This is a genomic window from Methylosinus sp. RM1, assembly GCF_011378635.1.
GTDB lineage: Bacteria > Pseudomonadota > Alphaproteobacteria > Rhizobiales > Beijerinckiaceae > Methylosinus > Methylosinus sporium.
The window spans coordinates 91,274-112,162 of record NZ_WOVC01000007.1 but is presented as its reverse complement, the minus strand read 5'-3'; the positions used below and the strand labels follow the sequence as shown (position 1 = coordinate 112,162).

Sequence of the window (20,889 nt, the reverse complement as noted above, 5' to 3'; positions counted from 1 at the left end):
TCGCTCGACCAGAAAGCGGCCGCTGGCGGCGGCTGCGCGGCCGGATCGGCCTGCGCCGTATCGAGCGGCGTCTCGACCGAAGGTCGATTGTTTTGCGACGTCGCGATGCGGCGCGAATCACGTACAGAGGCAGCGCTCGCGCTATCGTCTTTGGCGGCCTGCGACGGCAGAGGCGTGCTCTCGAACGGCAATGCTGGGAGGTCTTGCCTCCGCGCCGGCTCCAAAGGAGTCATCCGCGACGCGACTCGCGAATCTTGCGACGAGATCGAAGCTCGATCGGACAAGGCGTCGACGTCGCGAGCCGCAGCGATCGCGCCGTTCGACGCTCGCGGCGTCAGGCTGTCCGTTGTTCGCGCCGGCGCGGACGCGCCATTGAACGACTCCGACGGCGCGGACGCGTCATCGAAGGGCTGCAAGGCCGTGACGCTTTGCAAATGGCGCGACGACGCGCGCGTATCGGCGCCCCACGCGACGACGTCGGGCGCATGAGCGAAGGTCTCGTCCATCGACGTTTCCATCGCAGCGGACAGCGAGGCCGCGATCCTTCCCGGCGACGCGCTGGCGATCGCTTCTCGATCCGCTGCTCCAACGTCGATGGCGTACGGATACTCTGTGGCTCGCACGGATCGCTCGTAGGAATGCGGAGTCGGGCCAATCGCCATCGTCACATTTGGGCCGACAGCGGCATCAATGGACGCCGTCGCCATGAACGATTTGCGCTCGAGCGTCGCGGCGCTCCGATGTGTCGGTGTCGGCGTCGCCGCCTCGGCCGATGCGCCGCGCAGATCCGTCCTCGTGATGAGATCGGCTCGATCATCGCCGGCGGAAAGAGCATCCCCTCCTCTCGCGGTCGCGACATTCGTCGTCGCCGACGCCGTCCTGACAGGCGCATCATTTCCCGTGCGCCTGTCGGCCGTGTCAGCAATGCGATTGGGCGCTATCGCTCCGACAGACGTAAATGCGGTAGATGCGCCACTCTCTGCGCCGCTGGCCATGAGAGTGGATTCGCTCGCGTCGGCGCGGGTCGGCGCAACCTCGTCGGTCGAGGATTCGGCGTCGGATCGCGCCGGAGCCGATCGCGAGCTCGAAGGCGACCAATCGATATCGAAAGGCGGAACCGTCGCGAAAGCTTGCATTTGCAGTGGCGCATTGCTCGCCGTGTCAGTGGCGACGGCTTCCGACGCGGGCCGACGATCGGGACGATCGTCGGCGCTCTCGGTCGTCGCGCCATTGGAATCGGCCTTCGCCATACGAGCGGCGGGAGCATTTCGCTCGTCGAGATCGGATAGAAGCGACGCGAAATGACTCGCATCGGCGCCATCGGCGTCGCGTGGGGCCGGCGAAGCGGCGTCGGCATGGCGGCCGAGCAGACGTCCCGTCGGCAAATTGGGGAATAGAGCGTCGAAGCTCATCGGCGCGTCGCCCGCTGGAGCAGCGCATCGGCGTCGCTCAATGCCTGTTGCGCGCCGCGTTCGATCGTCGATTCGGGACGCACCGCCTCGAGGGCCGGCGCTGTCGGCGCGGCGGAGGAAACGCCCTCCGACTCGCCTCGAAGCCGGCTGATCGCGGCGGTCACGATATCGCGGACCTCGACGTCGGCCGCTGGCAGCATTTTCGGATCTATTTTTTCGAACTCCACTTCCGCTGTCTCGAAATCGCCAGCGAGACCGGCGAGCGCAGCGCGGTAGAGCTCGACGCGCGCACGCCCGACCGGAGAATCGGCGAGCGGTCCTGCATATTGCGTCTCGGTCGTCGCCAGCGCGACGCGGCCGCTCAGAATAGCTTGACGCGCGACTCCCATATGGGTCTCGAAGCGCAAAGCAGGCGAGGCTCCTTTCAGCAACGCTCGAAACTCTCCCAAGCGGGAATTGTCGCCGATCGCGGCTGCGCGCAAGGTCGCGGCGCGCATCTCGTCCCAATAATTGCGGGCGAACGGCGACTTCGCATATTGCGCGCCATAGCGGCGTCCGAGCACCAGAAATTTCACCGGGTCCTTGGCCGCGTCGACAATCGACATCTCGCGACGCAACGCCGCTTCTTCGACGAGCGAGCTCGGCATCAGCAGACGCGAAAGATCGAACAGATCGCGCGCCTTTGCTCTGTCCGTCGCGATCAACAATCCGCCCTGGATCAAAGCGAGATGCGCGGCGAGCGTGTCGCCGAGCGAGCGTGCGTCGATCGGCGTTAGTAGCTTGGCGGCCTCCGCGTTACGTCCTTCTGCATAGGCGACCGCGCCGGCGACCAGCGGCGTGTCGGCGGCAGGAACGAGCTGCGCATCGAGGACCTTGCGGATCGTCCGGGACGGCCCTCCGCAAAAGAGAAAAATGGCCGCGGCGGCAGAATTGCTTCTTTCCTTCCAAGATTCGGCGTCGAGAGAGGAGACGAGCTGCTCGATCCGCTCGATCTGCGCGGGAATCGCGCCGCGAGCGCCGGCGGCGCCCTGCACCATCGACCCTTGCAGCGCGTTGAGCACACGCACCTGCTCGGTGAGCTCGCCTGCATCGGCGCAGAATGAGAGACCAAGAATCAAGCCGGCGGCGAGAGCTGCGCGCGCAGAGGTCCTCAACGATCGCTCCTGCGCAGCAAAATTTCGATACGGCGATTGACCGCCGCGAGCGGCTCTTTGGGGGTCTTCGGCCGACGGTCGGCGTAGCCCGCGATCTTCACCACGCGCTTTTCCGGGAGCCCGCCCCGCACGAGCATGTAATAAGCCATATTGGCGCGATCGGAAGAGAGTCGCCAATTATCATAGGCGGCCGATTTATACGATCGCCCGTCCGTATGTCCGCGCAGCTCGATTTCGCCGCTCTGCTTGGCCAAGAGCTGGCCGATCTTTCCGATGATGCGCACAGCCTGCGGCCGGGGCTCGACCGAGCCCACCGCGAACATGGAAAAATTGGCGTCGTCGGTGAGGCTGATGAGCACCCCCTCCTGAGTCTCGGTCACTTCGACATGCGGCATGTCGCGCAGAGCGGCGGCCTCGGCCTTGACGACCTTTTCGACCGCGGCCCTCATGCCCGCCGCAGCGGCTTCGCCCTTCTTGTCATCGACGGACGGCGGCGCTGCGAGCGCCGCGCGTTGCGAAAGCGCCGAGGATTTGGAGCCGCCGCGCGGAGTCGAAGCAGCGGGCTTCGGGCGCGGCGCCTCCACAGGCTCGGCGGATATCGATTTATCGGGCGATCCATTGTCCTCGATGCGCTCTTCTACATAGCCGACGCCATGCGCGCTGCGATCGAAAGGATCGCCGAAGGACGAAGCTTGTGGTGATTTGCGGTCGATCTCATCGAGCGTCGACATCGGGTCATAGAGGAGCGCAGCCTCTCGCTGCGGACTGCCCTTCTCCGCGGGACCGGGGGGCGCGGAAGCGATCGCGCCCTGGTCGGGCGCAGTGCTGGACTGCTGGCTCTTGCCCTGGCCGGCCTCGGCCGGATCCCGCAATCCCTTATGCGCCGGATTAGAGTCGATGAGCTGCACGGGATTGAAATATTGAACGATCGCCGCCTTGGTTTCCTTCGAGGTCGAATTGATGAGCCACATAACCAGAAAGAAGGCCATCATTGCGGTCATGAAATCGGCGAAGGCGAGCTTCCAGACGCCGCCGTGATGACCTTCTTCCTCCTCCCCGTGCTTCTTGCGGATGAAGATGATCTCGCTTTCCTCGTGATCGCTCATGCGGCGTCGTCCCCTTCGCGCAGCTGCGCCATCCAGTCGCCGAGGCGGGTTTCGATCGTCGTCGCATCGAGGCGCGCGCGCACGTCGACGCCTGTGACGTCGTCGATCTTGGTGGCGATATCCTCGCTATGCAATTTCGTGCAGATTGCTTCGAGCAAATCCACGGGCCCGCTCAGATGGACCACTGGATTTTCGCGATCCGCGATCAAGACTCGTAATGTCTCTATGAGGCCGGCCAGCATCCGCTCTCGGATCTCGCGCACCACGAAAGGCTCGAGTATGTGCTCGACATCATCGCCGATGCGCGCGGAGAAACGGCTCAACGCGTCTCGAAAATCGCGAGCGAGCTTTTCGCCTTCCTCACGCGACCAGCGGCGACGCTCCTCCTCCAAGCGCTGGGCGAAGGTTGCGCGCTCGCGCTCGATTTCTTCATCGAATTGGAGCTCGGCGGCCGCTCGCCCCTCCTCGAGCAATTGCTCCCGCAGTTCATCGGTCAGCCGCGGCCACAAATCTTCCGGCTCGGCCTCTGGGATTTCGAGCTCCGGCTCCGGCTCTACGACCTCTAGCGCGAGCGCGAGCGGAGGCGGTTCGGGCGCGATGATCGTCGGCGGCTCGTCGAAGCGCGGGAGATAAAAGGCGACCGAGCGCGCCATCAGACGCGTCCCTCCGCATACATCCATTGCTTCAATATCGCTACAGCCTGCATCTCATCGGCTTCGATCAGCTGCTCAAGCCGTTTCTGCTGAGTGAATTTTCCGTGATCGGCGATGTCTTCGATGAGACCTGTGTCGACGGCCGCGGCCATTGTGAATTCCGGCGCTTCGAGCGGCGTGAAGGGCAGCTCCACCGCATTATCCATATCGAGCATCGGCGCGGCATCTTGGGCGAGAGCCGTCGCCGGCGTCTCGGCGAGCAAAGCGCGCGACGCCGGACGCAGACCGAAAACGACGAGCATCACAGTGACGGCGATCAGCGCAAAGGCGTTGATGACCGAGCCGAGCTGGTGGGTGAGCGCGTCGGCCCAGCCCGGCGCCTCGACCGGGCCCATGTCGTTCTCATTCGGCATGAAGTCGACGGCCGAGACCTTGACAGTGTCGCCACGCTCCTTGCGCAGGCCGGCCGCGGTGGAGACCAATTGCTCGATCTCCTTGATCTGTCGCTCGATGGCTTCAGGCTTGGGTCCGTCTTTGCCCGGCCCGCCGAGGCTCGCGCGATTGACCAGCACCGCGATCGAAATGCCTTCCACCGTATAGCCGCCGCTCACCGTGGTGATCGTCTTGGACGAGAGCTCGAAATTGGTGAGCTCTTCGTTTTTCTTGTTCTCGTCGTTGGACTGCTTTCCCTCGGAGGCGGATGGCCTATTGTCCTGCGGAATGTTGCGGTCCGCGCCGGCGGCGCCGGTGGTGCTGTTGTTCTGCGACGTCGAGTTCTCCTTGACGACGCGCACCGATCGCTCGATCCGCGATTCGGGATCGAAGATCGTCTCATTTGTCTGCTTGCGATCGGTGTTGATGCGCGTTCGCACGCTGACCTGGAAATTAGACATGCGCAGATAGGGCGTCAGCGTGCGACGGATATTGTCCTGAATGTCCTTGGCGACCGTGCGCTCCAGCGTCAGCGTCTTGCTCGGCACGGCTTCGTTCTCGTCGCCGGCGGAAGTGGTGAGCAGCATTCCGTCGGTGTTGAGCACCGTCACCTGATCGACCGACATGCCGGGAATGGAGGCGGCGACAAGATGGCGTATAGCGTGCGCCGCCTTCGAATCGTCCGGACTCTCGGTACGAATCACGACGGAGGCCGAGGGCGGCTGCTTGGCGCGGCGGAAGGAGCCCTCGTCGGCGAGGACGATATGGACGCGCGCCGCCTTCACTCCGCGAATCAGCTGAATGGTACGGGCGAGTTCGCCCTCGAGCGCGCGAATGCGCGTGACCTCTTGCATGAAAGAAGTGAGGCCGAGCGATCCGACCTTGTCGAAGAGCTCGTAGCCCGCATTGGCGCTCTGCGGAAGGCCGCGTTCGGCGAGCATCATGCGCGCCGGCGCAGTCTGACCATAATGGACCGAGACGGCGTTGCCCTCGGGATTGATATCGAAAGGAATGCCGCTCGACTTCAATGCGGCGCCGATACGGCTCACATCCTCGCGATCGAGGCCCGCATAGAGCACTTCGAAGTTCGGACGCGAAAGATAATAGGCCCCGACCCCGGTCACCGCCAGGACGAGGACGAAGATCATGGCGAGGGCCGCGAGCTTGCGGGGACCCAGTCCGAGCAGATTGTCTCGCAGCTGATTTAGGCGGTCCATCGGGAGCGTTTCATCGGGTTGACGCGATGCGGTGCCCCAATGTGCCGCCTGTGGCTTGTGCGAACTTTGCCGAGCGTCTCAATTCAAAAGAGCGAGGGCCTCGTCGCCCCGGCGAGGCCCTCGCTCGAATGCCGGTCAGCGCTCACTGGAAGAGCTTGAGGATGATCTGGCTGTTCTGGTTCGCGATCGACAGGGACTGCACGCCGAGCTGCTGCTGCGTCTGCAGCGCCTGCAGGCGCGTCGAGGCCTCGTTCATATCGGCGTCGACCAGCGAGCTGACGCCATTGGTGAGCGCTTCGTTCAGCGTCTTCACGAAGGCTGCCTGACCAGTGACAGTCGTCTGCGTCGCGCCGATCTGGGCGGCGTATTTGGTGAGATCGGAGATCGCCTTGTCGGCGTTGGTCAGAGTGTCGGTAATGACCGAAGTCGAGCCGACATCGGTCGCCGTCAAATTGGTTAAATCGGTCGCCGCCGTGGCTCCTACGCCCTGAGCGGCTTCGAGAATGCCCGAGCCGGCCGGGACGGTCGGCGAGGCGCCGCCGCCGCCGATCAGCGCGGTCGCGGTGAGATTGATCGTGTTGAGCGCCGAGGCCGTCGCGCCGCCGCCATCGGTGTAGGAGGCGATGAAGGCGAAGGAGCTTTGCGAGCCGTCGAGAATGTTGAGCCCGTTGAAGCTCGCCGAGGCGACGATGCTGCGGAGCTGATTGCTGAGGCCGGTGAGGCTGGTGCCGATCTTGGCCGTGTCGGCGCCCGGCTGAGCCGCCTGCGCCACCGCCGATTTGATGTTGTTGAGCACCGAGATCGCATTGGTGACGGCGGTCTGAGCAATGTTGAGAAGGGACGAGCTCACCGCCATCGAATCGCCGATCGTCGACAGCACGCCCTGATCGGACTTCATCGTCTCGGCGATCGACCAGGTGGAGGCGTTGTCGCTGGCGCTCGAAATCTTGAGACCCGTCGAGACTTCCTTCTGCGTGTTCGCGAGCGCCTGCTGCGTCGAGCGAAGCGATTGAAGGGCCGTTATGGCCGAGGAGTTAGTGAGAATGCTGGACATGACTCATCGATCCCTTTTGGGGTGAAACTAGTGACGAATGGCATCCCGGAATTTCACCGGCTCGACGGAAACGGCATCATGCCTTTGGGCTCATAAGCCCTATCCGAAGCAGTCATCGGCGGAGCGCCGGCGCATCGCGGGAGCCGATCCACTCGACGACCCGTCGAAACCAGCACGGTCTCGACGGCTACAGCACAGCCTGCACGGTGGTTAACCTAACTAGATAACCTTAATAAAAATCTAAACGACCAGAGCCTTCGCGTTGTGCAAACGACAAAAAAGCCGCGCCCCGAAGGGCGCGGCTTCCGTGAATTGAGAAGAGGTAGGAGAGCAACGGATTACTGGAACAGGCGCAGGATGATCTGGCTGTTCTGATTGGCGATCGACAGCGACTGCACGCCGAGCTGCTGCTGTGTCTGCAACGCCTGCAGGCGGGTCGAGGCTTCGTTCATGTCGGCGTCGACCAGCGAGCTGACGCCGGCCGTCAGACCCTCGTTCAGCGTCTTGATGAAGGCGGCCTGACCATTCACGCTGCTCTGCGTGGCGCCGATCTGTGACGCGTATTTCGTGAGATCGGCGATCACCTTGTCCGCGTTGGACAGAGTGTCGGTGATCGCCGTGCTCGAGGCGACGTCGGCGGAAGAGAGGTTCGTGAAATTCGTCACTCCGCCGGCGCCGACCTGAGCGGCCTCGAGAATTCCCCCGCCGGCCGCGACCGCCGGAGTGGCGCCGCCGCCGCCGATCAACGCAGTCGCGGTGAGATTGATCGTGTTCAGGGACGAAGCCGCAGTGCCGGATCCGTCGCTATAAGACGCGATGGATTTGAAGTCGGCCCGCGAACCATCGAGCAGGTTCAAGCCGTTGAAATTCGCCGAGGTGACGATGCTCTTGAGCTGGTCGCTGAGGCCGGAGAGGCTGGTGCCGATCTTGGCCGTGTCGGCGCCCGGCTGCGCGGCCTGCGCGACCGCGGATTTGATGTTGTTGATCACCGAAATGGCGTTGGTGACCGCCGCGGTGGCGACATTCAGCACCGAGGAGCTGACCGACAGCGAGTCGCTGATGGTGGAGAGAACGCCCTGGTCCGATTTCATGGTCTGGGCGATCGACCAGGTGGAGGCGTTGTCCGTGGCCGAGGAAACCTTCAGGCCGGTCGAAATCTCCTTCTGAGTCGAAGCGAGGGACGATTGAACCGAGCGCAGCGACTGCAGAGCGGTAATGGCGGAGGAGTTGGTCAGAATGCTGGTCATGACTCGTCGATCCTTGGATGAGGTGAACGCGACATCCCGGAAATTCACCGGCTCGACGGAAGCGGCATCATGCCTTGGGCGCCCTCGCCCTATCCGAAGAACTCTGTCCACGGCGCGTCTGCGGTCTCGCAAGGCCGCGCCGGACAATCGGATATTACACGCAGGGCGAAGGACCGCCACAATTCGCAGAAAATGCGATTAATGAAGGCCTAACAGAGAGTTGTGCCGGCGGAGCCGGGCGCAGCGCGCACGCCTATGAATAGGATCGAATAAGGCTGCCGACGAGCAGATTCCACCCGTCGATCAAAATGAAGAACAGCACTTTTATGGGAAGCGAAATGGCCGTCGGCGGCAGCATCATCATGCCCATCGACATTGTGATGACGGCGACGATCATATCGATGACGAGAAATGGCAGGACGATGAGAAACCCGATCTCGAAGCCGCGGCGCAGCTCCGAAATCATGAAGGCCGGGGCGAGCACTTGAAGTCCGAGCTTGTCATAGTCGGCGGTGGGCGCTTTGTCCTTGGTGAGATTCTCGAACAGCTTAATGTCCTTGTCGCGGACATTGGCGATCATGAAGCGTCGGAACGGCTGCGAAATCTTCTCGAACGCCTCGACCTCGGTGATCTTATTGTCCATCAATGGCTTCAGTCCGTCCTTCCAGGCCGCGTCGAAGGTCGGCGCCATGACGTAGAAGGTCATGAACAAGGCGAGGCTGATGAGAACGAGATTGGCCGGCGTGCTCTGCAACCCCAGTCCGCTGCGCAGAAACGACAGCGCAATGGCGAAACGAGTGAAGCTCGTCACCATTATGAGCAGACCGGGCGCAATGGAGAGCACCGTCAATATCACGAGGAGTTGCACGATCCTCCCGCTCGCCGAGCCCCCTCCGGAAGGCAGCAGAGCGTTGAGATCGAGCCCCTGCGCAAAGACGGCCGTCGGCGCGAGCAGAAGAATGAGAATCGCAGCCGCGCGCTTCATTGAACGACCAGCGCTTGAATAATGACCTCCTGAATATGTCCCTCGGAACGGATCGCCGCCCGATCTGTCAGATCTTCATGCAGCCGCCGCAGGCCGTCGGAGCCCTCGAGCGAGGCAAGCGTCATCGTCCGCAAAAAAGCGACAATGTCCGCGGTCACCTGCGAGATCAATATGTCGGGCTGCGGCACGGCTTGGGAATCATAGACGATGGACGCCTGCAGCCGCACCCAGCCGGTTTCCGGCGAAGCCAGATTGGTGACGATCGGCGCCAGCTCCTTGAGCTTCATCTTCGCCTGCCCCGCCCCATCTTTCCCGCCATCGCTCTGCGCCACGGCGCCATGTCCGCCGCCATGTCCCTTATCCGCCGGCTCGGCGCTCTTTTTCGGCGCCGAGGACTCATGCTGCGGCTCCACCGCCGGCGATTTGGCGGTCGCCGCCGGATCGCCCGTCAGCGTAAAGCCGAGAAAGCCGCCTCCGCCGGCGCCCAGCGCCGTCGCCACGATGAGCGCGAGCGCCAGCTGCCCAGAGGAGGACGATTGTGAATTGGCGGCGGTGGTGGAGGCAGGCGGCGCGGCCAAATTCCCCTCCCTGTCTCAGAACGGCGCGAATATGTCATAGGCCTGCTGGCCCCATGCGGGCTGCTGGACCTCCGACAATCTGCCGCGTCCGCCATAGGAGACGCGCGCCTCGGCGATTTTGTCGTAAGAGATCGTATTGTCCTTGCCGATGTCGCGCGGTCGCGCAATGCCGGCGATCGTCAGCACGCGCAGCTCGTAGTTGACACGAATCTCCTGCGATCCGCGCAGCATGAGATTGCCATTGGGCAGAACCGCAGTGACGACCGCGGCGACCGACAAGCGAATCTGCTCCGACCGATTGATCGACCCCTGCCCTTGAGTCGAGCTGCTCGACTGCAGATCATTATTGACCGAACCCGTCCATTTTCGTTCGGGCGGCGTCGAAGACGCGCCAGCGAGGAAGTCGAACAGAAACGACCACGTCGTCTTGACCTTGGCGTCGCGCGAGCGATCCGTCGAATTGCCGAGCACGGCCTTGTCGTCCATCGAAATATTGACAGTCACGACGTCGCCGACCGCCATCGCCCGAACATCGCGATAGAGATTGACTCGGTTGTCGTCGAGGCGCATTTGCGGCCCGAGCGCCGGCGGCCGCGTTGCGCCCGTCGGCAGCTGATCGTCATAGGACGACAGACCGCTGCCGACGGGACTCATATGCGGCTCACGCCCTATGTCGCGCGGGTCGGTGGCGCATCCGGCGAGCGCAAGAACCGAACCGATCGCCATACCCAGTCTCTTCATTGCTTCTTTCCGCCGCCGACGAGACTCGACAATGAGGCCACCTTTTTGGTCAGCAGGACCGCGCGCGACGCCTCCATCTCGTTGAGAATCGCGCTGGACTGCTTGGGTTGCAGCCGCATCAGCATCGCCGCCGCCATGTCTTCTTCCATATTGGCGAATTGCGCCGCGGCGGCTTCCGGCCGCATACGTCCATATATAGACACCAGCCGCTCATCGGTCTGCTTGAGCAGCGTGTCATAGCGATCCAGAACCTCCTGCAGCTCGGCGCGTTTGGCTTCGAGATCGGCGGTCCGCTTGGCGATTCGCTGCTCTATGTCGAGCAGCTCCTTCTCCTGCCGCGCATTGCGAGCCGCGCCCGCAGCGGCTGCGACGTCGGCGCAATATTGACGCGCATCGGACGGCGGCGGCGCGACGCGCGCTTCGCGCACGCGCGGCGCCTCCTCTTTGGCGCTCGGCTCCGCCTTTTTCTGCTCCGCCCCGATGGCGAAGGCGCAGGAAACGAACGCTGTCGCCACGACGAGCGGAAGCGCCTTTCGCAAATTTGACATTGGCTTGGCTCGACGTCGATCTTTGACGGAGCACAGGCTGCCCGATCCACCTTGCGTGTGGCTTGCACCGCGCCAGATCGACGAGCGCGGCGCCGACTCGCGCTCGTAAAAGAAGCATCGCTTTATTTGGTTACTATTTCGTTGACGCCGCGGAATCGATGCGGCTAAGTAGTCGCTATAGTGATTCGCGCAGATTGCCAGGGCGAGACGCATGTCAAGGGGACGGCAATGTTCATAATCGTCGATGAGCGTGAACTGGTGACGAGTGGGTATGCGCGCCACTTCGGCCAGGAGGGAATCTCCTCGGCGGGGTTCTGTTCCGGGCAATTCATCGATTGGGTCGACTCCGCCGTCGAGACGGACATGCTCGCCGTCGAAGCCTTTTTGATCGGAGAATGCCCGGAGCGCGAAGAGCTGCCGAAGCTCATTCGCAAACGCTCCCAAGCTCCCGTGATCGCGATGAACGAGGCGCCGTCGCTCGAGCAGACGCTGGGACTGTTCACGGCCGGCGTCGACGATGTCGTGCGCAAGCCGATTCATGTGAAAGAGATTCTCGCGCGCGTCTACGCCATTCGGCGCCGCGCAGAAACCCGTCGCGATCATGCGGTCGTGGGGCCGATGCAGGTGTTCTTCGACGGCCGAGATCCGCTGGTGCGCGGCGAGGCTTTCAACCTGCCGCGCCGTGAACGCAGAATTCTCGAATATTTCGTGATGAATCGCGGACGCCGTCTGACCAAGTCGCAGATCTTCAACGCCGTCTACGGGCTCTTCGACGATGTCGTCGAAGAGAATGTCGTCGAAAGCCATGTGAGCAAGCTGCGTAAGAAGCTGCGCGCCCGCCTCGGATATGATCCGATCGATTCTCAACGCTTCCTCGGCTATATGCTCGTCGGTTGAAGCGTCTTTTCGAAAGTCGTCACAACTGAAGGCTCGGCCGGCGTTTCGCCGGCCGAGCCTTCTTTCGTTTAGTTCTAGTGTGGGATATCGTCCTTCGGGACAAAGGCGAAGCTTTTGACCAGTGTCTCGCGAACGAGTTCCGCGCCGAGGCGCTGATTGATGCTCTTGGTGAGTTCCCTGGTCAACGAATTGAGATCGTATTTTTCGATTCGTCGAAAATCGAGGCTATTATCGGCATAGAGGCGGCGAAACGCTTCATCCATTACATAGCTGTCCGCATCGACTGCGCCGCCTCCACTGCCGTGCGACGTGTTCGAGGCTTCCACGACATAAGCGAATTCGGCGGAAATATAGCCTTTCAGCATTCCGTCCGAAATAATCGGAACCGTGATCGGCTTGACCTTTTTGACTTCGAGCTTTTCGATATGCGCCGCGGGCTCCGCCGGCGCGCTGTGATGGGATTTCCAGTAGGACGCGCCGAAGGTCGAAGCCAGCGTAACCACACAGGCCCAAATTCCGATCAACACCATACGCATCATCGACGGGGCTCCAATTTCAACGTTCCGCCGACGACCTTGTGGAATAGGTTCCGTCGGACTCCGACATTTCGATCGTGCAGATCATTATGCCCGCGATCTCTCTCATAGCGCGCAGGCGGCGTTCCAGCAGCTTCCCATTCTCGACGAGCGTGGAGCGCAGGCTTTCGATCTTCGCTTCGATCGCCGAGGAACGCGGCGCCGAATAGGCGCGCGACGCACGCGAGAATTCCAAAAGCGCGTGAGTCTTGCGCGCATTGAAGTCCTCGAAGTCCACGTTGCCGCGCGATCGCAGCGCGTCGCTCTCGCGCTCGATGACGCGCGTCAACCGATCCACGCAGCTGATGAAGGCCGCGCGCCTCGCCTCCTGAGCGTGGTCGTTCCGAAAACCCGCTCCACTCACTTTTTCTTCGCTATGCCGATGCCCAGCCATTTCCTTGATCCATTCGAATCGCGTCCCGACCCTAGTCGTCGACGCACTCACTAAGTTTTCGTTCTTTCCGCCCGCAACGCTAAATCGTGATCGAGCAGCTTGCGTAGACCGAGTCCGCCCGCCTTCGCGATCTGATCGCCGATTTGTTCCGCGATCATGGATCGCCAGACGTCGCCCGCCGTTCCGCGACCAAAAAATCCTCCTTCCGACTTCGGAAGAATCGCCTCGAGCGAGGATTGAATTATGAAGGCCTCGAATTTCTGTGTCGCGTCGGCTGAACGAATGTCGCGCGACGCCGTCGCGGCGGCATCGATCATGACCGGCCTTGCAGTGATTGTCGGCGTCGCCGTCGAAGACGCATCACGACGATCTGCAACGAGCGTCGCGAAACCGTCGACCGAATTCGGCGTCGCGTTGGAAATCTCGCTGAGGCGCGCCACGGCCGCATTGCGACGCGCGGGCTCTGCAGCCTTGGCGACTTCGGTCACGAGGTCGGTAGCGGGAAAGATCGACATGGATCTCCAATCCTTCGACGTCGGATCTCATATATGAGAAGACTTACGGCGCGCTGAAGTCGCGCTGCGTCGCGTAATGTTCGATGACCTCATGAAGCTCCTCGAGTTCCATGATACGATCTCGCTCCATCTGTGCATCCGCGACGAGCCGCTCCGCCTGCTTCACGCGCTTGGCCTGTTCCAACGTGACCTCAGTCTGCCGATCGACCTCATTGCGCAGATCCTGTTGCTGACGGATGTTGGCCTTCAAGCGTTGCAGAACGACTTCCGGAAAAAGCGCGATCAAGTTTCGATTGCCGTCGAGACATTCGACAATACGCGCTTCCTCAGCCTTCAGTTCCCGCGCCTTGCGTTCAAGCCGCGACAATCTCCCGACCTCTATGCGATGCAACTGCTCATGCACCGCGAGAATTCGTCGTTGATTTTTCCAATTCATCGCCCTTATCCCGACAAGAGCCAAGCGCCGAACGCCGACGTGAATGCCGTGAAGAAATCGTCCGCCATCACATAAAACCAATAAATGCCGAGCGCGATCAGCAGAGGCGTCGAAACGAAATACACCGGCACCGATGGAGACATTCGATTGAGAAAGCCGAAAGCGAGATTCACGATAAATCCAAACAGCAGAAACGGGCTGCTGATCCGCAGCGCGAGAAGGAACGCCTGCGACAGAGCCTTCATATACTCCCGCAACATTCCATCCGTCGCTATTCCATCCCTGACTGGTATCGCTGTATAAGATGCGAATAGCCCGCGGATCATTTCCCAATGCTGGTCGAGCACGAAGACGAGAGTCGTGGCTCCGAGCATAATGAACGAGCTCATCGCCGGAAGCTGCTCCGCCTCCTCCATCGAAGCTCCCAATATGTTGCCGAGGCCCGTCGTCATCGCCGCCGCTGTGGTCATTGTCTCCAGCGCAAAGAAGAAAAGGCGCGCCATCGAGCCGATCAGCGCGCCGATGAAGAGCTCACCGAGCAGCACGAACAGCACGCCCGCCGGCGTCGCTTCGACCACGACGGGCGCCACGGCCTCCGAAAGCGCCGGAGCCAGCGCGAGCGTCACGGCGATCGCAGTATAGAGCCGCGCACGCACGGGAATCCGCTGGCTGGAAAATCCGGGTATGGTCATGATGCAGGCGCCTATCCTGCAAAACAGCACGAACAGCGTCGTGACGACGTCCGTGAGGCTCATCGTCACGCAATTGTCCCGAGCGATTTGATCTCCACGCCGCGAGCGATTTCGAGATGCGAAAGAACCGGAAGCGCAGCGAACAGGCGACCGATGATCATCTTCACATAAGGACGCGCCTCCGGCGTCGTCACCACGGCAAAAATGTCCCCGCGCTCGATCCGTTCACGAATCGCTGTGGCAGCCTCCTGACCAAATTGCTCGATGAGCGATGGCTCGGCGTTGAATTCGACGATTTCTCCCTTTGCGTCGCGACGGAGACTCTCGTGGAAAAATAAATCCCACCGAGCGCCGAGTCGCAGAACGCTCAACGAACCGTTCACCGCTATCTCTCCGCAAATCTGCGGCGCGAGGCGCGTCCGGACATGCTCGACGATCGGCTCTGCACGACGCGCATAGGGCGCGACTTCGCCGACCGCCTCGAGAATGAGATCGAGATTGCGAATTGACACGCGCTCGGCGAGCAGCAGCTTGAGCACCGAATGGAGGCCTGAATTGGAGATGAGATTTGGAACCATTTCATCGATCAGCTTGCGGTACTCCGGCTCGAGGCGATCGAGCAACATACGTGCGTCGCGATACGACAGCAGCTGCGAGAGATTATTGCGCAGCACTTCGGAGAGATGCGTGAGCAGCACCGAGATCGGATCGACGGGCTCGAAACCTTCACGCCTCGCCTCCGCCACCAGCGCGTCCGGAATCCAAAAGGATTTGAGACCGAAGGCGGGATCCACCGTCTCGTCGCCCGGCAGATCGGGCTGACGTCCCTGCCCTACGATGATGAGATGTTGACCGAGCTGCAGTTCCTGCGTCGTGACGACCGTACCGTGAATCTTGATCTGATAGCTCTTCTGCTTCAATGCGAGATCGTCGGTAAGCTTGATCTCGGGTATCACGAAGCCATATTGGCGAGCGAAATTTCGACGCATCTTGCCGACACGATGCGCGAGCTCGTCCTGTGACATCAAGAGACGGGCGGAGAGCTGCTTGCCGAGGCACAGCTCGACGCCCGGCGTCTTCAAGTATTCACGGATCGAGTCCTTGGCTTCCGCCTGAGTCCGCTTGTCGTCTTCGGCCTTTTTCGCTTCTTCGGTGGCGCGCAGCTTGGCCGCCTGCTTCGGCATCGAATAGGCGACGAAGGCCATAGCGCCTCCGAGCATCATGAAAGGCGTGAGCGGCAACCCCGGCATCAAGGCCAGCACGAACAGCAAGGACGACGCGACATATAGCGCTTTGGGATAATTGCCGAGCTGCCGAACGATATTCTGCTCGGTCGATCCGCGCGTGCCGCCTTTCGACACGAGAAGACCCGCCGCCAAGGAAACGATGAGCGCTGGGATCTGTGACACCAGACCCTCGCCGACCGACAGCTTGGTGAATACGTCAGCGGCGCTCGACAGCGGCATTCCATGGCGCGTGACGCCGATGACAATGCCGCCGAAAATATTGACAGCGAGAATGACGAGACCAGCAATGGCGTCGCCGCGAACGAATTTCGATGCGCCGTCCATCGAGCCGAAGAAGGAGCTCTCCTCTTCGAGCTCCCGTCGCCGCAGCTGCGCTTGCTTCTCGTCGATCAAACCGGCGTTGAGGTCCGCGTCGATCGCCATCTGCTTGCCGGGAATCGAGTCGAGGGTGAAACGCGCGCCGACTTCGGCGATTCGCGTCGCGCCCTTGGTGATGACGAGAAAATTGACTGTGACGATGATCGCGAACACCGTCAAACCGATGACGAAGTCTCCGCTCATCACGAGCTTGGAGAATCCGGCGATGATATAGCCGGCCGCCGCCGTTCCCTCGGCGCCATGCCCGAGGATGAGGCGCGTCGTCGCGATGTTGAGCGACAGCCGCAATATCGTCGCGACGAGAAGAATTGTCGGGAACGCGGAGAATTCGAGAGGTTTCTGGATCCAGAGAGAGACCATCAAAATCAGCACTGCGAGCGCAATGGAGAATGCGAGACCCATATCGATGAGAAACGGCGGAATCGGCAGAAAGAAAATGCATAGGATGAAGATGATCGCCAGAGCGAATCCGACGTCCTTCGCACGTCCCTCCGGTGCGGCTCCAACCAATGCGACGTCCGTCATAGAATTGTCCCCTGCAGCGCCTCGCGTCCCGCGACGTCGCGGGAGCGGTCGCGCTCAGAATCCCTTCTCGATGCGAGAATACGCGTACTCGGTGAATGCCTGAATCTGAGCGCCGACAAATGGCGCCGATAGCCCCAGAGCGACAAAGATCACAATGATCTTCGGCACGAAGGTCAAGGTCATTTCCTGGACCTGAGTGAGAGCCTGGAGGAGCGCGATAACGATGCCGACCGCCATGGCCGCGCCCACGATCGGACTCGAAACGACGAGCACGGTGAAGATCGCGCGCTGCATGATTTCGAGGGCGTCGGCCTCGTTCATTCGCGCACCGTGACGCCGGCGTCGAGGGAAATGGTCGACCCGTCAGTGAGCGTCGCGGTTGCTCCGGAACTCGATGTCGAGACCGAAGCGACGACGCCGGACGTCGATCCGTCGGTGGACGAGACTGTCTTGCCGATCAACGAGCTCGCCTGGGTGAGCAAATTGGAGTTCAGGATCGAAGTGAGCGTCGTATTTGTTTTGACTGCCTGCTCCACCGACGAAAACGATGCGAGCTGGGAAACCGTTTCAGTCGCATCCATCGGCTCGGTCGGGTCCTGATACTTCATCTCGGTGATGAGAAGCGTCAGAAACTGATCATAGCCCAACGTCTGCGTCGAGCTGCTGGTGGAGGATGTCGTTGTCGAACTGGACGTCGCGGTCGCATTGGTGATGGCTGTCGTCGAAGACACAGTCACGGTATCGCCTCCTCAGGCTGCTTTGCCGCTGTCCTGCGTCGAGCTCGGATTCAAAATCTCCGATTCGAGTGGGAACAGCGTGCGGATTGTCTTCAACGCGTCGAACATGCGCTTGTCGTCGACATATTTGGCGACGAGCGCCAGACCGTTGAGGATTCGCGGATCGGGAAAGGCGGTGTTGAGCGAAGCGAGCATACCGCGGCACATGTCGATCGCCGCCGCGGCGTCATTCGGCGACATGAGCATCAGCTGCACCACGAAATAGAGCTGTCGTAGCGGCGATGTAGCGTCCTTTGCCTGCATCACGTGATTTTCGAGCAGAAACGTCACGTCATTGAGAAGCTCGATGCAGACTTTCCGATCGGCGCGAATGACCGCGCCATTTAGATAGAGCTTTTCGCCCCGCCGTAACGAAATGTTCATGCCGCCCTCAGCTCAGCCCATCGGCGATCATCTGATTGATTTCGATGACCCCGTCGAAATTGTCCGACCTACCGCAGTCGATCGCTTCGAGCTCGCGCAAAATCCAGAGGCCGATAGAAATGAGCGAGGCGCGAAGCGCTTCCGGAAGCGCATTCCCATCGCTGCCGAGGTCTTCGATGAACACCGTCCAAATTCGCCGCATGTTCGCCGTCGCCTCGAATGACTCGCTGCTTCTCACGCCTTTGACCTTGGCGACGGCGAGTAGCCGGATCGCGCGTTCGAGCAACGCGCGTTCGCGATGCCGCGCAGCGGCGGGAGATTCTTCTACCGTCTGAGCGTAGACATTACGATACATGCGATTCTCTTCGGGTCATTCGTGCGCTCAGATATATTTCGACAGAGTCAGCTGTTGAATCTTTCCCGTCAGCGTATACGAGGTCTCGAGCTGAGTGGTGAGATTGTTCACCCGCGTCGAAGCCTCGAACGGATCGACGTTTTCGAGCGAGCCGATCTGCGTCGCGATCATATCGCGTTGCGCCGACAGCGATTCATTCGCGTCTGATACGCCTTTTTGCATCACGCCGACTTTTGCGCGCAATGTCGTCAGTTCCGAAATAGCGTCGGACATTGCCACTGACGCCGTTTCGAGAATCTGCCGATAGGCCGAACTGCTCATCGTTTCGACGCCGAGATCGGCGACCATCGTATAGGCCTGCGCGATCTTTCGCAGCGCTGCTTCATTCGCCGACACGGATGTTTCGGAAGTCTGCGATAGAGATATCCTGTTCTTCGTGGTCTCATCCGTCGCGCTGGACCAATCGCTGCTCCAGGACGTCGACGAGAATAGATCCGCGAATGGCCCGGACAGGAATGTCTGGATCTGCTGATCAGTGATAGAGGCGGCGCCGGCGTCTCCCTGGGCAACTCCGAAGGCGCCGAAAAACGCCTGATCGACGGCCTGTTTCGCCGTCGATGGCGGATCGGAGAAGTAATCTGAAAGCGGCGCCACATCAGTGTTGACGCCTCCGAAAATCTGCACCCCGTCGACGCTGGTGTCGAGCGTGGAGATCAGCGACTTCAAGCCTGTCTCGGCATAGCCGCGTATGGCGCCGGGATCGCTTCCGGCGGCGGATTGCGCGCTGATCAACGTCTCGAGAAAATTCTGCGCGGTGCTCGCGATGGAACTCAACGCCGTATCAGTCGCGCTGAGGCGCGTCGAGACGACATTATTGCTGGCTGTGAGCGCCGCGAGATCATCGGAGCGAAATCCATAGGCATAGTCCCGTTGAATCGCAGCGCCGAGACCAAGACCAAGGTCCGCGATGCGTCCGGTCGAGACTTCGGCCTGAGCTTTCGACAATTGCGTCTGAACGTCGAGAACGGACCGCCTCAGCGCATTGGTGAGCGTTTGGGTCGATGTGATCGAGACCATTTGTCCGTCCGTTCGTCAGAGCGCTTGGAAGAGCGCGGTATACATGGCGTCGATCGCAGAGATGAGCTTCGCCGACGCCTGATAGGAATTTTCGAGATCGAGCATTTTCGACATTTGGTCGTCGAGATTGACGCCAGTCGCGTTGGAAAGGGCGTCGGTCGTCTGCGACAACAGCGTCGACTGATAGGATTCGGTCTCGCTGGCCTGCTGGCGTTGCGCCTCGAACCAGCCGAGCGATGACGTCGCATAATCCATCAGTGATAGACTGGAGCCGAGGCCCGCGGCAGGATCGAAGCCCTGAGCCGTCGAAAAGGATGCGACGAGCTCGTTGATTCGATCGGTGTATCCTGCCGCGCCGGTCGTCGTGTAGATATAGGCGGAATTTGTCGGATCCGAAATGCCTCCGTCGCGTAGTCGGTCGAGATCGCCGCCCTGGCTCGGATCCGCATTCGGATTGACGATGATCTGACCGGCGAGACCGGGAACGACGCTCGCGCCGGGCACGGACGTGGCCCCGGAATAAGTGAACAAGCCGGGAGCCGGCGAGCCCAGTCCGGATTGGTCGGTTTCAGCAAAGGCGGCGATCAGCCCGCGCGCGGTCTCGTCGAGCTGATTCTGATATTGAGGAGCGACCACATCACGAAGCTGAGTGAGCCCCTGCAATTTTCCCGATTGGATCGCCATCGCGGCGGAGGCGCCTGTTACAGGGACGCCGTCGACATAGACCGCGTTTCCTGTCGTCGACGCCGTATAGGAGCCGTTCGCCTGGAATGTGACGGAGCGCGGGCTCGTTTCGAAGAGCGTGGCGCCGCCATCGGCGTAGATCACCATATCATTATTAGCTCGCGTGACCGTCGTCACGCCGATTTCGGTCGACAGCGATTTGAGCAGAGCGTCTCGCTGGTCGAGCGCCGACGTCACATCGCGCCCGGCGTTCGTTCCGGCGACGACCTCCGAATTCACCTGCTGGAACTGCGAGAGAATCGAATTGATATTCGCGACCGACGCCGCAATGTCGCTGTCGGATTGCGCGCGCAATTGCTGCACGGTCATATCGGCGGTGTTGAGCGCCTGCGCTACCGCCTTGGCGCTCGAAAGCACATTTTGCGCGACAGTCGTATCGGATGGCGACGCACTGTAGCTCTGCAGCGCGCCTTTCAGCGCGGACAGCAGCGCTGCGGGCGAGCGATTTGTGGAGGTATCGGTCGCCGTCCCGGACGATAGTCCCAGAGCCTGATCGATCTGGTCGAGCCCGGATGACAGCACCGCCGCGGCCGCTTCGGTAGCGGAGGCTTGAAGGGAGTTCTGGAACAGCGCGGCATTGGTGGCGCGCGCTACGCCGCCGACCTGAGCCGCGCCATTGGAGGTGGTCGAAACGAGAGCCGTCTTGGTCGCATAGCCGGAGACATTCACTCCGGCTATGTTGCGCGAGACGACACTTATTTGAGCTGCGATCGTTCCGAGCGACTGGTTGGCGATCGCTCCGGCATTAGTGAGTGACATGGAGACCG

General features: G+C 61.3%; 24 protein-coding genes. 2 read left to right on the top strand and 22 right to left on the bottom strand.

What is annotated here, in order from left to right; all coding sequences use genetic code 11:
- Positions 1-1,408 precede the first annotated feature (1,408 nt).
- The 10 genes from FMZ75_RS06890 to FMZ75_RS06845 all read right to left on the bottom strand — a co-directional run bounded on the left by FMZ75_RS06890 (position 1,409) and on the right by FMZ75_RS06845 (position 11,127).
- Positions 1,409-2,566 carry a hypothetical protein gene (locus tag FMZ75_RS06890; protein ID WP_166141808.1) on the bottom strand — a complete coding sequence of 386 codons (1,158 nt, stop codon included), beginning with the start codon at positions 2,564-2,566 and terminating at the stop codon, positions 1,409-1,411.
- The gene (locus tag FMZ75_RS06885) at positions 2,563-3,672 is read right to left on the bottom strand and encodes a flagellar motor protein MotB (RefSeq protein WP_166141807.1); all 1,110 of its coding nucleotides are present in this window, start codon (positions 3,670-3,672) and stop codon (positions 2,563-2,565) included. Before FMZ75_RS06885 ends, FMZ75_RS06890 begins: the two co-directional genes overlap by 4 nt.
- The gene (locus FMZ75_RS06880) at positions 3,669-4,325 is read right to left on the bottom strand and encodes a hypothetical protein (RefSeq protein WP_166141806.1); all 657 of its coding nucleotides are present in this window, start codon (positions 4,323-4,325) and stop codon (positions 3,669-3,671) included. The genes FMZ75_RS06885 and FMZ75_RS06880 overlap by 4 nt, the downstream gene beginning before the upstream one ends.
- Positions 4,325-5,974 carry a flagellar basal-body MS-ring/collar protein FliF gene (fliF, locus tag FMZ75_RS06875; protein ID WP_166141805.1) on the bottom strand — a complete coding sequence of 550 codons (1,650 nt, stop codon included), beginning with the start codon at positions 5,972-5,974 and terminating at the stop codon, positions 4,325-4,327. The genes FMZ75_RS06880 and fliF overlap by 1 nt, the downstream gene beginning before the upstream one ends.
- A 142-nt stretch (positions 5,975-6,116) precedes the next feature.
- Positions 6,117-7,028 carry a flagellin gene (locus FMZ75_RS06870; RefSeq protein WP_166141804.1) on the bottom strand — a complete coding sequence of 304 codons (912 nt, stop codon included), beginning with the start codon at positions 7,026-7,028 and terminating at the stop codon, positions 6,117-6,119.
- Between the two features lie 338 nt (positions 7,029-7,366).
- On the bottom strand, positions 7,367-8,275 hold the full coding sequence (locus FMZ75_RS06865) for a flagellin (RefSeq protein WP_166141803.1): 909 nt from the start codon (positions 8,273-8,275) through the stop codon (positions 7,367-7,369).
- 253 nt (positions 8,276-8,528) lie between these two features.
- Positions 8,529-9,260 carry a flagellar type III secretion system pore protein FliP gene (gene fliP, locus FMZ75_RS06860; RefSeq protein WP_108916833.1) on the bottom strand — a complete coding sequence of 244 codons (732 nt, stop codon included), beginning with the start codon at positions 9,258-9,260 and terminating at the stop codon, positions 8,529-8,531.
- On the bottom strand, positions 9,257-9,838 hold the full coding sequence (locus FMZ75_RS06855; RefSeq protein WP_166141802.1) for a flagellar basal body-associated FliL family protein: 582 nt from the start codon (positions 9,836-9,838) through the stop codon (positions 9,257-9,259). Before FMZ75_RS06855 ends, fliP begins: the two co-directional genes overlap by 4 nt.
- Before the next feature lie 15 nt (positions 9,839-9,853).
- Positions 9,854-10,579 (bottom strand): flagellar basal body L-ring protein FlgH, encoded by a 726-nt coding sequence (gene flgH, locus FMZ75_RS06850; protein ID WP_108916835.1) that lies wholly within the window; start codon positions 10,577-10,579, stop codon positions 9,854-9,856.
- Positions 10,576-11,127 (bottom strand): MotE family protein, encoded by a 552-nt coding sequence (locus tag FMZ75_RS06845; protein WP_166141801.1) that lies wholly within the window; start codon positions 11,125-11,127, stop codon positions 10,576-10,578. The genes flgH and FMZ75_RS06845 overlap by 4 nt, the downstream gene beginning before the upstream one ends.
- Positions 11,128-11,355: 228 nt before the next feature.
- Between FMZ75_RS06845 and FMZ75_RS06840 the strand changes: the two genes are divergently transcribed.
- Positions 11,356-12,024 carry a response regulator transcription factor gene (locus FMZ75_RS06840; RefSeq protein WP_108916882.1) on the top strand — a complete coding sequence of 223 codons (669 nt, stop codon included), beginning with the start codon at positions 11,356-11,358 and terminating at the stop codon, positions 12,022-12,024.
- A 74-nt stretch (positions 12,025-12,098) separates the two neighbouring features.
- On the opposite strand, the gene FMZ75_RS06835 is transcribed toward FMZ75_RS06840, so the two are convergent.
- The 3 genes from FMZ75_RS06835 to FMZ75_RS22120 are packed head-to-tail and all read right to left on the bottom strand — an operon-like array spanning position 12,099 to position 13,310.
- On the bottom strand, positions 12,099-12,563 hold the full coding sequence (locus FMZ75_RS06835) for a flagellar basal body-associated protein FliL (RefSeq protein ID WP_246728823.1): 465 nt from the start codon (positions 12,561-12,563) through the stop codon (positions 12,099-12,101).
- A gap of 16 nt (positions 12,564-12,579) precedes the next feature.
- The gene (locus FMZ75_RS06830) at positions 12,580-12,993 is read right to left on the bottom strand and encodes a hypothetical protein (protein ID WP_166141800.1); all 414 of its coding nucleotides are present in this window, start codon (positions 12,991-12,993) and stop codon (positions 12,580-12,582) included.
- Between the two features lie 50 nt (positions 12,994-13,043).
- Positions 13,044-13,310: a rod-binding protein gene (locus tag FMZ75_RS22120; RefSeq protein WP_370464684.1), complete on the bottom strand. Its 267-nt coding sequence runs from the start codon at positions 13,308-13,310 to the stop codon at positions 13,044-13,046.
- Here FMZ75_RS22120 and FMZ75_RS21520 point away from each other — a divergent pair.
- Positions 13,276-13,545 carry a hypothetical protein gene (locus FMZ75_RS21520; protein ID WP_246728821.1) on the top strand — a complete coding sequence of 90 codons (270 nt, stop codon included), beginning with the start codon at positions 13,276-13,278 and terminating at the stop codon, positions 13,543-13,545. The genes FMZ75_RS22120 and FMZ75_RS21520 overlap by 35 nt on opposite strands.
- A 6-nt stretch (positions 13,546-13,551) precedes the next feature.
- Here the strand turns inward: FMZ75_RS21520 and FMZ75_RS06820 are convergent, their stop codons facing one another.
- The 9 genes from FMZ75_RS06820 to flgK form a co-directional block, all read right to left on the bottom strand.
- Positions 13,552-13,875 carry a hypothetical protein gene (locus tag FMZ75_RS06820; RefSeq protein ID WP_246728819.1) on the bottom strand — a complete coding sequence of 108 codons (324 nt, stop codon included), beginning with the start codon at positions 13,873-13,875 and terminating at the stop codon, positions 13,552-13,554.
- Positions 13,876-13,949: 74 nt separating this feature from the next.
- Complete coding sequence (gene fliR, locus FMZ75_RS06815) at positions 13,950-14,699, bottom strand: flagellar biosynthetic protein FliR (protein ID WP_166141798.1); 750 nt, start codon at positions 14,697-14,699, stop codon at positions 13,950-13,952.
- A gap of 2 nt (positions 14,700-14,701) precedes the next feature.
- The gene (gene flhA, locus FMZ75_RS06810; RefSeq protein ID WP_166141797.1) at positions 14,702-16,786 is read right to left on the bottom strand and encodes a flagellar biosynthesis protein FlhA; all 2,085 of its coding nucleotides are present in this window, start codon (positions 16,784-16,786) and stop codon (positions 14,702-14,704) included.
- Positions 16,787-16,840: 54 nt separating this feature from the next.
- Positions 16,841-17,107: a flagellar biosynthesis protein FliQ gene (gene fliQ, locus FMZ75_RS06805; protein ID WP_142862244.1), complete on the bottom strand. Its 267-nt coding sequence runs from the start codon at positions 17,105-17,107 to the stop codon at positions 16,841-16,843.
- Positions 17,104-17,523 carry a flagellar hook assembly protein FlgD gene (flgD, locus tag FMZ75_RS06800; RefSeq protein WP_166141796.1) on the bottom strand — a complete coding sequence of 140 codons (420 nt, stop codon included), beginning with the start codon at positions 17,521-17,523 and terminating at the stop codon, positions 17,104-17,106. The genes fliQ and flgD overlap by 4 nt, the downstream gene beginning before the upstream one ends.
- Positions 17,524-17,535: 12 nt before the next feature.
- Positions 17,536-17,946, bottom strand: coding sequence for a flagellar biosynthesis repressor FlbT (gene flbT / locus FMZ75_RS06795; protein ID WP_108916845.1), 411 nt, complete (start codon positions 17,944-17,946; stop codon positions 17,536-17,538).
- A 7-nt stretch (positions 17,947-17,953) separates the two neighbouring features.
- Positions 17,954-18,301 carry a flagellar biosynthesis regulator FlaF gene (gene flaF, locus FMZ75_RS06790; protein WP_108916846.1) on the bottom strand — a complete coding sequence of 116 codons (348 nt, stop codon included), beginning with the start codon at positions 18,299-18,301 and terminating at the stop codon, positions 17,954-17,956.
- Between the two features lie 27 nt (positions 18,302-18,328).
- Positions 18,329-19,378: a flagellar hook-associated family protein gene (locus tag FMZ75_RS06785; RefSeq protein WP_166141795.1), complete on the bottom strand. Its 1,050-nt coding sequence runs from the start codon at positions 19,376-19,378 to the stop codon at positions 18,329-18,331.
- 15 nt (positions 19,379-19,393) lie between these two features.
- Positions 19,394-20,881: a flagellar hook-associated protein FlgK gene (flgK, locus tag FMZ75_RS06780; protein ID WP_166141794.1), complete on the bottom strand. Its 1,488-nt coding sequence runs from the start codon at positions 20,879-20,881 to the stop codon at positions 19,394-19,396.
- Between the last annotated feature and the right edge of the window lie 8 nt (positions 20,882-20,889).